Origin of the sequence: Streptomyces sp. NPDC047043 (assembly GCF_040644055.1) — a bacterium.
Classification (GTDB): Bacteria; Actinomycetota; Actinomycetes; order Streptomycetales; family Streptomycetaceae; genus Streptomyces.
Genome location: NZ_JBEYVO010000006.1, coordinates 89,804 through 102,784, shown reverse-complemented (window position 1 = coordinate 102,784; position 12,981 = coordinate 89,804). Strand labels below are relative to the sequence as shown.

12 protein-coding genes and 2 pseudogenes are annotated in these 12,981 nt (G+C 69.1%); 10 read left to right on the top strand and 4 right to left on the bottom strand.

Annotated features, from left to right (window positions below; translation table 11 throughout):
* Positions 1–64: 64 nt before the first annotated feature.
* The 6 genes and pseudogenes from ABZ880_RS11230 to ABZ880_RS11205 form a co-directional block, all read left to right on the top strand.
* A pseudogene (locus ABZ880_RS11230) lies at positions 65–559 on the top strand (replication initiator); the annotation flags it as partial.
* A gap of 1 nt (position 560) precedes the next feature.
* A pseudogene (locus ABZ880_RS11225) lies at positions 561–1,148 on the top strand (serine/threonine protein kinase); the annotation flags it as partial.
* A gap of 305 nt (positions 1,149–1,453) precedes the next feature.
* Positions 1,454–2,020, top strand: coding sequence for a Uma2 family endonuclease (locus ABZ880_RS11220; RefSeq protein WP_361260134.1), 567 nt, complete (start codon positions 1,454–1,456; stop codon positions 2,018–2,020).
* A gap of 310 nt (positions 2,021–2,330) precedes the next feature.
* The gene (locus ABZ880_RS11215; RefSeq protein WP_361260132.1) at positions 2,331–2,996 is read left to right on the top strand and encodes a hypothetical protein; all 666 of its coding nucleotides are present in this window, start codon (positions 2,331–2,333) and stop codon (positions 2,994–2,996) included.
* Between the two features lie 211 nt (positions 2,997–3,207).
* The gene (locus ABZ880_RS11210) at positions 3,208–5,046 is read left to right on the top strand and encodes an endo alpha-1,4 polygalactosaminidase (protein ID WP_361260130.1); all 1,839 of its coding nucleotides are present in this window, start codon (positions 3,208–3,210) and stop codon (positions 5,044–5,046) included.
* A gap of 278 nt (positions 5,047–5,324) precedes the next feature.
* The gene (locus tag ABZ880_RS11205) at positions 5,325–5,669 is read left to right on the top strand and encodes a hypothetical protein (protein WP_361260128.1); all 345 of its coding nucleotides are present in this window, start codon (positions 5,325–5,327) and stop codon (positions 5,667–5,669) included.
* Between the two features lie 117 nt (positions 5,670–5,786).
* Here the strand turns inward: ABZ880_RS11205 and ABZ880_RS11200 are convergent, their stop codons facing one another.
* Both ABZ880_RS11200 and ABZ880_RS11195 read right to left on the bottom strand, forming a co-directional pair.
* Entirely contained in the window at positions 5,787–6,221 is a 435-nt protein-coding gene (locus ABZ880_RS11200) for a hypothetical protein (RefSeq protein WP_361260126.1), read from the bottom strand.
* A 182-nt stretch (positions 6,222–6,403) separates the two neighbouring features.
* Positions 6,404–7,114, bottom strand: a complete 711-nt coding sequence (locus ABZ880_RS11195) for a hypothetical protein (protein WP_361260124.1) — start codon at positions 7,112–7,114, stop codon at positions 6,404–6,406.
* Positions 7,115–7,276: 162 nt separating this feature from the next.
* Between ABZ880_RS11195 and ABZ880_RS11190 the strand changes: the two genes are divergently transcribed.
* The 4 genes from ABZ880_RS11190 (at position 7,277) to ABZ880_RS11175 (ending at position 10,825) form a co-directional block, all read left to right on the top strand.
* Positions 7,277–7,780 carry a transporter substrate-binding domain-containing protein gene (locus ABZ880_RS11190; RefSeq protein ID WP_361260122.1) on the top strand — a complete coding sequence of 168 codons (504 nt, stop codon included), beginning with the start codon at positions 7,277–7,279 and terminating at the stop codon, positions 7,778–7,780.
* 113 nt (positions 7,781–7,893) lie between these two features.
* Entirely contained in the window at positions 7,894–8,313 is a 420-nt protein-coding gene (locus tag ABZ880_RS11185) for an ester cyclase (RefSeq protein ID WP_361260120.1), read from the top strand.
* 208 nt (positions 8,314–8,521) lie between these two features.
* Positions 8,522–9,499 carry an N-acetylmuramoyl-L-alanine amidase gene (locus ABZ880_RS11180; protein ID WP_361260118.1) on the top strand — a complete coding sequence of 326 codons (978 nt, stop codon included), beginning with the start codon at positions 8,522–8,524 and terminating at the stop codon, positions 9,497–9,499.
* A gap of 153 nt (positions 9,500–9,652) precedes the next feature.
* On the top strand, positions 9,653–10,825 hold the full coding sequence (locus ABZ880_RS11175) for a DUF2235 domain-containing protein (RefSeq protein ID WP_361260116.1): 1,173 nt from the start codon (positions 9,653–9,655) through the stop codon (positions 10,823–10,825).
* A 12-nt stretch (positions 10,826–10,837) separates the two neighbouring features.
* Here ABZ880_RS11175 and ABZ880_RS11170 read toward each other — a convergent pair whose 3' ends face one another.
* Positions 10,838–11,401: a hypothetical protein gene (locus tag ABZ880_RS11170; RefSeq protein WP_361260114.1), complete on the bottom strand. Its 564-nt coding sequence runs from the start codon at positions 11,399–11,401 to the stop codon at positions 10,838–10,840.
* Between the two features lie 120 nt (positions 11,402–11,521).
* On the bottom strand, positions 11,522–12,979 hold the full coding sequence (locus ABZ880_RS11165; protein WP_361260112.1) for an NAD(P)/FAD-dependent oxidoreductase: 1,458 nt from the start codon (positions 12,977–12,979) through the stop codon (positions 11,522–11,524).
* Positions 12,980–12,981: the final 2 nt, after the last annotated feature.

The following is a 12,981-nucleotide window of genomic DNA, read 5'->3' as shown; positions in this document are numbered from 1 at the left end:
GCGCGCCGGTCGGCCCGGCGTCCGCCGTGCCGGGCTCCTGGCCCGGCGGTGGGAGGAATGGCAGCAGTCCCGCGTCTCCTTCGGCAAGGGCGCCGAATACCAAAAACGCGGCGGCGTCCACTTCCACGCCGTGATCCGCTTCGACGGCCCCGACGGGCCCGACGATCCTCCGCCGGCCTGGGCCACCCTCGATCTCCTCACCGATGCGATCCGCGACGCCGCCGAACGGGTCGCGGTCGACGTTCCCCCGGCGGGAGAACAGCCCGCGCGTGTCCTGCGGTGGGGCAAGGAACTCGACGTCCGCGCGATCCGGGCCTTCGGTCAAGGCAAGGAGATCACCGAGCAGGCCGTCGCCTCCTACGTCGCCAAGTACGCCACCAAGGCCGCCGAGACAACCGGCACGGTAGATCGTCGGATCGGCAACAAAGAGGCCCTGGTCTTGCTCGAGGTGCCCGAGCATCCCCGCCGGCTGATCGAAGCGTGCCTGGACCTGCACCCGCTCTACCCGGACCGCAAGCTGCGCGACTGGGCCCACATGCTCGGCTTCCGCGGCCACTTCCGTCCCCGCCCGGCTGCGCGAGGACATCAAGGAGGCGTACGCCCACTCCGACGCCCTGCTGGAGGAGGAGCGGTTCGCGCAGGCCGCCGAGGTGCTCGGCGAGGTCATCGAACCCGCCGCCCTCGCCCTCGGCTCCGAGAGCAAGCAGGTCCTGGCGCTGCGCCGCCAGCGAGCGGCGATCCGCCTCCTCGGCGGCGACTACCGGGCCGCCCTGCCCGAGTTCGACGCCCTCGCCGACGCCTATGCCCGTATGGCCGGGCCCACCGGCGAGCAGGCCCGCGCCTGCCGCGCCCAGGCGGCCCGGTGCCGCGCCGAGCTCGGCCAGGTCACCGACGCGCTGGCCGCGCTCCAGGGCGTGTTGAACGTCGTACGCACCGTCGACAGCGACGTGAGCGAGGAAGCCGTGGAGCTGCGGCACAACATCGGGATGCTGCTGCTCGCCCAGGGCCGGACCGCCGAGGCGCGGCAGGTCCTCGAACCGCTCCACCAGGACATGTGCATGGTGTTCGGCCCGGAGGACGAGATGACCACCGAGATCGCCGAGGCGCTCGCCGTGATCCGCCTCGACCTCGACAGTTCGGCTTCCTGACCCGCTTCCTCCAGAAGCAGCATCGCCAAAACCATGCTGCTCTGCGGCCGAGGGTTTCGCGACGGTCACGTCGCCGGGTGGTTCAGCGCTCACCGGTGTGGCCGCCAAGTCAGTGGTACCGCCGGCCGTGTTCCGATCCTCTGGCGACGAGTCCGCCGCGCCGGTTTCCCCCGGTCGTGGGCTTGCTGGTCGGACGTCGGCCGACGGGAGGGAGCGTGAGCGAGATCAGCGTGCCGGAAGGACGGCAGACAGTACGCTGAATCCAGCGGGATCGGGCCCGCAGCACAGTGTCCGGGAGGTGCCTGATGACGGCCGAGATGGTGGCCCCGGCGTGGATGCATGAGCAGATCACGGCGGAGGAGTACGACTCCTGGTCCGAGGAGCAGTGCGCCGGTATCGAGGTCGTGGACGGGATGGTCGTCGTGAGTCCGAGCGCGTCCAAGCGGCACAACCGGCTGGCTCGGATTCTGGCGAACGCCCTGGATGCCGCCGCAGGCCCGGAGTGGAACGCCGACACGGACTTCGACGTCCGGCTTCAGGACGTCCCGCTCACCAATCGCCGCCCGGACGTCGTCGTGTACCGCGCAGACACGATCGACATCACCCCCACCCGCCCTGAGCACGTGCTACTGGTCGCGGAGGTGGTGTCGCCGGGCTCGGAGACCACCGACCGGATCGTGAAGGTCGACCAGTACGCCAAGGCAGGCATCGGCTTCTACTGGCGGATCGAGCAGGCCGTGACAGGCGTTCCTCTCGTGTACACCTATGTTCTCGACCCCGCGACGAAGACCTACCGCGACGGAGACGTCTTCACCGGCTTCCTCAAGGTCGTGGCCCCCTTCCCGCTGGAGGTCGACCTCGGCCAGGTCTGACCATGCACTGCTTGGCAGTTGGCGACGCGTGAGCGATGAGTGAGCGGACTGCCCGATACAGGGCGGCATGAGCCGGATCAAGCGGCTCGCCGCGGTTCTGACTAGGGAAACAGCACCGTACGGCAACGCCAGGCAGCCCTCGGCAGGGATTCGATCCCACTCCCAAAGCGGGTGTCGCAGGTTCGAATCCTGCCGGGGCACCAGATCAAAACGGCCCGGACCGATCATGGTCCGGGCCGTTGACGGCAGCATTCATTGGCAGTCGCCTCTCGGAGTTCGTGTCATTGCCCGATCCGGGCATACTCCAAGCATGGAGACGGACCGGCCGGGTGCGGAGCACGCTTCGGTCGACGCTGCCGCAGGTGAGCGGGAGCGGATGGCCGACGAGCGGGAGCGCGCGGCCGGCGAGCGGGAGCACGTGGCCGACGAGCGGGAGCAGGTCGCCGACAAGCGGGAGCAGGTGGCCGACGAGCGGGAGCGCGCGGCGGACGAACGCGAAGAACGGCTCGCCTCGTGGGAGAGCCGGCTGGACAAGCGGGACCGTACGGCAGGGCAGACAACCCCCAGCCATCGGCAGCGTTCGTACGAGGCGATCGAGCGGGCCCGAGGACTGTTGGACGCCAGCCAGGACCGGCTGGACCGCAGTGAAGCCGCGCTGCGCCGCGCGGATGCACGCGATGAATGGGAACAGCGCACCGTCGAGAGCGAGACGGCCGGCTCCCGGCAGCGACAAGCCGGCAAGGGGCCCGCGCCGCAGGAAGTTCTGGAAGCCAGGCTGCGCCGCCTGCACAAGCGGTTTGCAGCGATGGCGGCCGCGCTGAGCGCTACCCAACATGCACTGGCCGGCGAGTACGAGCGGCTCGCCCTGGAACAGCCTCAGCGGGCCGCGGAGTACCGGCGTCGCGCCGAGCAGGCTCGCCTGACGGCTGCCGGCCTCCGTGCCGCCGAGCTGACCGGTGAGCAGGACAGCGATTGACCCGCTCGGCCGGAGGGGATCTCTCCCGGTCTGACCCTTTGCCGTGTTCGAGACTTCGACTCTGACCGGAAGCCGGGAAACTCGTCCGGTTCGTCCCGCAATGGAAGATCAGTACAACTCACGGACGCCATCTCGTCGATAAGACCTCGTACTAGTCTGATCACTCTCAAACGGCTTTTCGAAGCACGGCACACGGGAAAGGTGACCGGTGATGTCGCTGAGCCCCGGCGATCCGGCGTCCATAGGCGGCTATGAGCTGGCCGGCCGGCTCGGCAGTGGCGGCATGGGCGTCGTGTACCTGGGCCACTCGGAATCGGGGCGCAGGGTCGCGGTCAAGGTCGTGCACGCGCAGTACGCGCAGGACGAGGAGTTCCGCACTCGCTTCAGGCAGGAGGTCGCGGCGGTCCGCCGGGTGAGCGGGGCGTTCACGGCCCCGGTGGTGGACGCCGATCCCGACGCCGAGCAGCCGTGGATGGCGACCCTGTACGTGCCGGGCCGCACGCTGTCGGACATCGTGGCCAAGGACGGCCCATTGCGCGGACGCGAGTTGCGCACGCTCGCGCTGGGCCTTGTCGAGGCGCTGCGGGACATGCACCGCGTGGGTGTGGTGCACCGGGACCTGAAGCCCAGCAACGTCCTGATGGCCGACGACGGGCCGCGCGTCATCGACTTCGGCATCTCGCACGCCGTCGACAACGAGGCCCTCACGGTGACCGGGCGGCTGATCGGCACCCCGCCCTTCATGTCCCCGGAGCAGTTCGCCGCGCCGCGTGACGTCACCGCGGCCTCGGACGTCTTCTCGCTGGGGTCGCTACTGGTGTACGCGTCCACCGGCAACCGTCCGTTCGACGGGAGCAGCCCTTATCTGACCGGCTATCAGGTCATGTACGAGGCACCGGACCTGGACGGAGTCGCCGAACCGCTCCGGAGCATCGCCGAACGCTGCCTGGCCAAAGACCCGGCCACCCGGCCCGAACTGGCCGAACTGCAGCGGATGCTTAGGGCGTTGCCGGATTCCGACGCGCCAGGCGCACCGGGCGCGCCAGTCGCGACGACCGCGGCCGTCGCGCTCGGAGTGGTCGACGCGGCGGAAACCAACCCCCGGGTTCCCCATACTCCCTCCGGTCCTCGAGACCCCGCCACCGCCTTGGGAACGGGGGGAATGCACAGGGCCCGCACCGGAAACAGGCGCCGAGGGCGGTACGTCCTCGTCGGCCTCGCCGCAGCGGTGGCAGTTACCGGGTTGAGCATCACGGCCGTGAGCATCGGGTCGCACCAGAGCGGCAACTCCCAGTCGCCCACTGCCCCCACCTCCGCCCATGCGCCCGCGCCGGCCACCGCGGTGACCCTGCCGCCGAAGCACGTGCCGTGGGACTACCAGATCGGCGGCTCGTACCCCCTGCCGACGGGTGTGCGGGTTGTCAGCCGCAGCTACGAGGACCCGCCCGCGCCGGGTGCGTACAACATCTGCAACATCAACGCGTTCCAGGCGGAGGAGCACGCGGAGGGTGACTGGAAGTCCGACCTGCTGCTGCGCGACGCCAACGGGGATGTCGTCTACGACAAGGACTGGGGCGAGGCGGTCCTGGACATCCGCACGGACGCGAAGCGGCAGCGCATCGCCGCCAAGCTGAACACGTGGATCGACGAGTGCGCGGCCGACGGGTTCAAGGCCGTCGAGCCCGACAACTACGACTCGTTCACCCGCTTCCCGAAATACCTCACGGCAGACCAGGCCAAGGCGCTCATGAAGCTGCTGGTGGCACACGCCCACGCGAAGGGGCTGGCCGTCGCCCAGAAGAACACCGCGGAACTCCTGCGTGACCGGGCGTCAGTGGGCCTGGACTTCGCCGTGGTGGAGGAGTGCGGTCGGTGGGACGAGTGCGGTGAGTTCGCGGAGGCGTTCGACGACAACGTGTTCGTGGTCGAGTACACGGCGAAGGGCATGTCGAAGGCGTGCTCCAGTTGGAGCAGCCAGCTGAGCATCGTCCGCCGCGACCAGGACGTCACGCCCAAGGGCGCAAGCGGCTACCTCCGCAAGACCTGCTGATCCAGCGAGTTGCCCGTGTGGCGAAGGCCGTGGAAGGGATACGAACTCGCGGCACGGCCACACGGGTGGTCCTGCGCGGAGCGCCCACGGCCGCGTCCGGCCTCGTAACGCCTTGACCGCGCAGGGAAGTTGAGCCGACCGGCGAGCCGATGTCCGCGTTCGTTCATCGGACGATCCGGCGTGCCAACGAGCAGATATCAGACATTTGCACATTAACCTCTCGTCACCTTATGACGTGGCGGATCGCCTACGCGTCCGCTTCAACGCTCGGAGAAGACATGCGCAAGACTCGCAAGACGGCTGTCGTTGCCGTCCTCCTCGGCACCGTCTGCTTCCTCGGCGCCGGCACCGCCTACGCCCACGAGCACGGGAACGGGCACGACAAGGGACACGGTCACGGGCACGGGAAAGGCCACGGGAAGGGGCACAAGCACCAAGGCGGGGAGACCAAGACGATCGTCATCACCCAGAGCACCACATGCAGCACGACCGACGAGAACACCGACGTACAGGGCCAGACCGCGTCCGGCAACTGGTCCACCGGCGAGGTCACTTCCGGCCCGCAGACCACCAACGTCGGCTCACACCTGGGGTGCGACAACACCCTCGTCCTCGGCAAGTAACCCACTCGGGTCCCGGCGCCGAGCCACACGGCCGGCGCCGGGACCGGCGCTGCACGGAGCCGGCGACAGCAAATCCAAGGGCCCGACGTTTCACGTCGGGCCCTTGGCAGTGGCTGGTCAGGCTGTTGTGGTCACCCAGCTGTCGCAGTGCTCGAGATAGGTACCGCCGGAATGCCCCCGGCACGCCCTGAACTGCAGCTTGTAGCCTTCCGTGAAGTCCTTGTTCTGCCAGCGGGACTCACCGGCCCCCAAGTTCATCCAGACATACCCACCCCGCACGAGCGTGCCACTCGTGTTGTAGAGACGCCATTCGGCGACACCGGAGAAGCCATCCGCTCTATTGTCGGAGACGAAGAACCAGTCGCCATTTTCCTGGAACGCCGCATTCGCGTCTTCGTAGGGACTGTAGGACCAGACGGACGACCCGCTGGAGGATGGGCTGAGCCCGGTGGCAAAGTCGTTCTCCCATGTAATGGCAGACGCCTGAGTGGAAAAGAGCGTAAAAGCTCCCACCGTGGCAGCAATTGCTGTTGCTATGCGCCTATTGCGCATGTACCCTCCCTGATGAATTTCCACTGGACAGAGATCATCTTAGTCCGAACGGGGGAAGTGTCAAACAAATTGAACAACGTCAGCACCGGCCCATAAAAGGAAACAGGTCACGCCCGCCCGGAAATCGGGACAGGGTGTCACAGATGGGCGCGTTCAGCCCATGTCGAGTCCGAATTTGCAGGTCAGGGCCTGGTCGGCTTGATGGTGTACGGGCGCCCGGCGTAGTGCGAGTAGATGACACCGGGGTTCCCTGAGATCTTGCTGTTCCGGAGGTGATGGTCGCGTACTGCTTCTTCCCGAGACCGCTCGATGAGCCGGCTGGAATTCCGGTGGGCGATCGGCCCGTCCTTGGAGCTGACATCGGCGCCATACCTTGCCACGGCACCCCCGGACGGGATGTCGTACTCACCGGAATGATGGATTAGGAGTGCTTGGTCTTTACGCCGATGCAGGTGGTCCGGCGGTCGACGTTCTGGTATTCGATGGGAACCTGGAACCGCTTCTTTCCGGTGATCGACCGGTTCTCCCCGTCGACGCTTCACGGCGCTGCAATCGACACCGTTGACGGTGTCGGGGCTGAAACCGGTGGTGGACCCGCCATCCACCGACTGCCAGGTGTTCGCCGAGCCGCCGGAGGAAGCATCGGAGGACGTGTCGGCGGCAGCGTCCGAGGCGCTGTTCGCGGTGTCGACCAAGGTCGAGTCCGCGGGCGTCACCTGAGCCCCGTCCACGTCGGGGTGGATCGCCACGGTGTCCGGGCCCTCGGCGCGGGCCGCAACCGATCCTTCCGTCGTCGCGGAGCCGGTGGCCACTCCGGTGTACACGTAGTCGGTGCCGGTCGGCAGCGTGCCGTCGGGGGCCTTTCCGTCGAAGGACGCCTCGAGGGAGAGCACTCCGCCGCCGTCGGCGTGCCCACGACCGTCGGCGTGATGTCGCTGCCGTCCTCCGGCACCTCGTCCACCGGTGTCAGGGTCACGGTCGCGCCGTGCCGGCGGTGAGCGTTGCCCAGGGTGAGGACACCCTTGACCGTGACGGCGCCGGACACGGGAGTCAGGGTGCCCGGGCCCGGAGCCGCGGTGATCGTCGGCCCGCCGGCGGTCAGCGCCTCGGAGGCCGTGGGCCTGGCGCCGGTCGCCATGGGCGTCGGAGTCGGGCTGCTGGTGCTGCCGACGAAGGCCTGCACCGGCATCCACGTCGACATGGCGAAGGACCTCGCGGGCAGTCCGGGCGTGAAGGCCCGGTTCGTGGCCACGAGTTGGGGTGTGCTCATGGGCGATCCGACCGCGGGCAAGTGCGACGTCGGGATGGGTGGCGTCTCCGTGACGCGGGTCGTCAATCCCGGCGGCATCAACGAGGCGTTCGTCAGCGAGACCGAGTACCAGGCCAAGCTGCACCCGGAGTCGTGCGCGGTCGACTCCGGCGAGCCGTTCGGCTTCGCCGAGCAGGCGTACCTTCTGCCGCGTGGCGACGAGGAGTTCAAGGAGTACGTCGACCAGTGGGTTCACCTGGCGACTCACGACGGCACCTACGACCGGTACGCCGCGGACCGGCTCGGCTGATCCGCCGTCGGGCCCCAGCAAGAAGCGCCGCCCGCGAGCACTGCCACCACCCCGCGGAACACAGTCGCAGTCGTCCGCTTGAGCCGGTCGCGGGCCGGGTCCAGACTTGCCGTATGGCCGACCTTTTGGACCGGATCATGCGGTTGTGGATGGATCCGCCCGCCGACGACGAGGCTGCGGTGGCCGCCTTCCGGGAGCTGTACGCCGATCCCGTCCCGGTCAACGGCGAGCCGATGTCCGCGGCCGATCTGCTGGCCCGTGCCCGGGCACTGCACAGGGCGTACGACGATCTTCGGCACGAGCCGGTCAGAGAGGTGGACGTCCCCGGCACGCTGGTGGTCGCCTTCCGGATGCGCGGCAGGCACACCGGTCCGCTGAGCACCCCGATCGGTGACGTGGCGCCGACGGGACGCGAGGTGGAGGTCCTCACGATCGACATCCTCACCGTCGCCGACGGCAGGGTCACCGAGGTGTGGGTCGTCGCCGACCAGCTGGGCCAACTGGCCCGGATCGGTGCGCTGTTGCTCAAGTGACGGCATTCGTAGGGAAACGGCTCCGTTTCGGCCCGCGCGGCGCGTGGCTTTCGCGCGCCCGAACCGGTACGACCTTGAACCAGTTCGAAAGCGGTTGCCGGTTCCGAGCGGCCGTTCCCCGGACTCCGTGACTCCTCTCTGCAACAAGACGACAACTCTCTTCGTGTTAAGACCACTTGTCGCGCCGCTTCGAAAGGACCACAACTCCATGGCCACACCCCTGTCCGCCGAGAAGACGCTCGCCGTGCTGACGGCCGAAGGCCTCACCGTGCACGAGCACACCGGCTGGGCGACCCACAACCGTGACGCGGCGACCGGCAAGAGCTTCGGTCCCGTGATCGGTGTGCTGATCCACCACACCGCCGGGCACAACGACAAGGAGCTCTGCTTCAAGGGGAGATCGGACCTTCCCGGCCCGCTCTGCCACTCCTGGCTCGGCAAGACCGACGGCCTGTGGATGATCGGCCACGGCCGCACCAACCACGCCGGTTCCGTCGACCTCGACGTACTGAACGCACTGCGCGAGGAGAAGTCCCCGCTCCCCCTCGACAACCAGGCCGACGCCGACGGCAACGACTGCCTCTACGGCCTGGAGATCGAGAACACCGGCAAGGGCGACGACCCCTACCCGGACGAGCAGTACCGCCAGGCCGTGCTGTGGGCCGCGGCCCTGTGCCGGGCGCACGGCTGGTCGGAGAAGTCCGTCGCCGGGCACAAGGAGGTCCAGCCCGGCAAGATCGACCCCAGCTTCGACATGGACGACTTCCGGGCGGAGGTGAAGAAGCAGCTCGACCTCACGGTGGGCAAGACCGCCCCGACCAAGCCCACGCCCACCAAGCCCACGCCCACCAAGCCGACCCCGACCAAGCCCACCACCGGCAAGGCGAGCAAGCCCCGCGTCGACCTGTCCCGCCTCGTCAAGGCCGCCAAGACCGACCCCGGCGCCAAGCAGGGGCACGTCTCGTACATGGCCGGCACCAACCTCACCGAGGCCGCCCTGGTCAAGCTGGGTTACCTCGCCAAGACGTACGCCGGCGACGGCTCCTTCGGGACCACGACCATCGCCGCCTACGCCAAGTGGCAGCGCCACCTCGGCTACACGGGCGCCGAGGCCGACGGCATCCCCGGCAAGATCTCGCTCGGCAAACTCGGCGACGCGAGCGGCCTGTTCACCGTGGTCGCCTGAGCCGTCGCCCACAGTCACCGCCTCCGCCGGCCGTGCGCGCAGTACATCTGCGAGGTCGGCGGGGCGGTGCGACCATCAAAAGAGGTGCCCCTGTGCCGTACGAATCGAAGAGGTGCCCCTGTGTCGCCTGAGGCGTCAGGGAGGAGGCATGCCATGACCAAGCGTCTGGTCGTCTGCTGCGACGGGACCTGGAATCTCGCCGACCAGCCCAGCAAGACCAATGTCACCAAGGTCGCCCTGTCCGTGCTGCCGCGGTCCGCCGACGGGACGGAACAGCGCGTGTACTACCACAGCGGTGTCGGCACCCGCCGATGGGAACGCCTGCGCGGCGGGGCGTTCGGCGTGGGCCTGTCCCGGAACGTCCTCGCCGCCTACCGCTTCCTCGCCGAGAACTACGAGCCCGGGGACGAGCTGTACCTGTTCGGCTTCAGCCGGGGCGCGTTCACCGCCCGCAGCCTGGCCGGGCTGATCAACAACAGCGGCATTCTGCGCCGGCGCAACGCCGACCGGGTCAAGGAGGCGTGGGCGCTGTACCGCAGCCGGATCGAGAAGCCGAACGGCGCGGCCTCCACGCTCTTCCGCCGGGCGTACGCGCACGAGGCGGACATCCACTTCATCGGGGTGTGGGACACGGTCGGCGCCCTCGGTATCCCCGTTCCCGGCCCCCGGTGGCTCGGGCCCGCCGTGAACCTGGTCAACCGCCGCTGGGCGTTCCATGACACCGACCTCGGGCCCCACATAAGGACGGCCCGCCACGCACTGGCGATCGACGAGCAGCGCGAGGCCTTCCCGCCGACGCTGTGGCACCAGAAGCCCGCAGCCGCCGCGGCGGGCCAGACGCTGGAGCAGATCTGGTTCACCGGCGTGCACTGCGACGTCGGCGGCGGCTACCCGCAGACGGGCCTGTCCGACATCACCCTCCTGTGGATGGCCGAGCAAGCCGCGCGGCACGGGCTGGAGTTCGACGCAGAGGCGTTCAGCGAGCACGGACCCGAGGTGATGACCCCGCAGCGCAGCAGCGAGTTCCGTGTGGATGCGAACCCCATGGGCGAACGGCACGAATCGCGCACGGCCATGTGGCGCCTGTTCAAGCCCCTGCACCGGCCCATCGGCCACGAGCAGGACAGGCAGTTCGTGTCCGAGACCGCCCGCCGGCGCTACGACGCCGACCAGAAGTACCGGGACCAGTCACCGGAACTCGGCCGCTACCTCACCGCCGCGACCCCCCTCGACCTCGCGCACGTCCCGCTGACCGCCGCCGAGGCGGGCCTGGCGCCCACACCTCGCCCGTCCGGGGGAGAGCGTCGTGAACTGCCTGTCCAATAAGGGAGTTGACCCCTACGACGGCTTGCGCTCCTCCTCTGCGCCCTTCGTGTCCTTCGCAAGGAGCGTGATGCCCGCGAATGCCCCCGTGCCCCAGAACACGTAGGCCGCACCGGCGTATCCCAGCACCGTTCCCGCGACGAAGCCGAGTAGCGAGAGGGTGAGGAGGACGGTGCAGGTGCGGCGGAGGCCGCCGGCCGTCCAGGCTCGGCGCAGGCGGTCGTCCCTGCGCCACACGCGGATCATGACCAGGGTCATGACGACGAGCGCGAAGACGGCGACGGGCAGCGGCATGATCGCGGCGGACCTGTGGAACGAGCCGAGTTCGCCCCGTGCCACCTCGCGGACGCCCTCGACCAGCGCCACCGCGCCCCCCACCGCGAGCGCGCCGCCCACCAGCCGGGCCAGTACCGGGTTGAAGCGGCGCCGCGACCCATGAGTGGCGAAACGGTCCGCGAATCCACGGAAGTTGGTGACCGCGAGCCCGCCGGCCGTCGCGAACAAGACCCCTGCGGCCACCATGTACAGGCCCGACCCGCTGTGCTCGTCGGCGGCTCTCTCCGCCAGCAACTCGTACATCACGCGCCCCCTCGATACGTCTCGGCAGCGCAGTGTGCGGCCACCCGCCCCGTAGGCTCCAGAGCCGGGCCTCCGATTTGACGCGACCTTGATGGAGAGTCCGCCCTCCGCACAGGACCCCTACCTGGACGGAATGAACCTGAACTCGGAAGCGGCCGGCCGACGCGTGCGGTCCGCGTACTCGCCCATGTAACCGGGCCAGTTGGCGACGTTGCGGCCGTCGGGGGTGCGGTACCACGAGGAGCAGGACATCCACGCGGTGCCCTCGAAACGGGCACGCAGGGCGTCCAGGCCCGCCTCCTGGACCTCCGGACGGACGTCCAGGGCCGCCGCCCCGCTGCGGCGGGCCAGCTGCAGCGCCCTGCGGACGTAGGCGGCCTGGGCCTCCAGGAAGAACAGGATCGAGCCGCCGGAGGTGTTGGTGTTCGGGCCGTACATCAGGAACAGCGACGGGAACCCGGAGACCATGATGCCGAGGTGCGCCCGGGGGCCCTTCGTCCAGTCCTCCTCGATCGTGCGGCCGTCGCGGCCGGTCACGCTCATCGGCAGCATGAAGGTGTTGGTACGGAAGCCGGTCGCGTGGATCACGCAGTCGACCTCGTGCAGCCGGCCGTCCTCGGTGAGCGGGCCCTCGGGGGTCATACGGGCGATCCGTTCCGTCACCAGTTCCACGTTCGGGCGGCGCAGGGCCGGCAGGAAGTCCGAGCTGAGCAGGACCCGTTTGCAGCCGAAGGGGTAGTCGGGCCAGACCCTGCGGCGCAGTTCGCGGTCGGGCAGCTGGCGGCGCATGTGCGCGGCGGAGAGCAGGGTGCCCACGCGGCCGGCGGTACGGGGGTGCCGTACGCAGAGAGTGATCAACTCAATGCCGTGGTAGAGGAGTTTGCGCCAGGCCCGGCGTGCCCACGGGCGTCGCAGGAGACGGTCCAGGGCGGCCGGCATGGGGCGGTCCTTGCGCGGCAGGAACCAGTTGCCGGTGCGCTGGAACACCGTCAAGTGATCGACCAGCGGAGCGATTTCGGGGACCAGCTGGGTCGCGCTCGCCCCCGTCCCGATGACCGCCACGCGCTTGCCGCGCAGGTCGTAGTCGTGGTCCCAGCGGGCGGAGTGGAAGCTGCGCCCGGCGAAGTCGGGCAGCCCCGCCACGGCAGGGTAGGCCGGTTTGTCGAGCTGCCCGGTGGCGAGGACGACGGCGTCCGCGACCCACTCGCGCCCCGAGCCACGCACCGTCCACGTCCGGGTGCTGTCGTCCCACGTGCACGAGGTCACCGTCGTGTCGGTGACGATCCGCGGGGTGATCCCGAGGGCGTCCGCCGTCTCGCGCGCGTACCGGAGGATCTCGTCCTGGTGGGAGAACACATGGGCCCAGGAGGCCCGTTGGGCGAAGGAGTACGAGTACAGGTGGCTCGGCACGTCGCAGGCGGCGCCCGGGTAGCGGTTGTGGTGCCAGGTGCCGCCGGGCTCCGGTGCCGCCTCCAGCAGGGTCACGTCGTCCATGCCGTGCCGCAGGAGCTCGGCGGCGACGGCGATCCCGCCGAAGCCCGCGCCCACCACGACGACCCTCGGCGAAGGACGGTCCATTT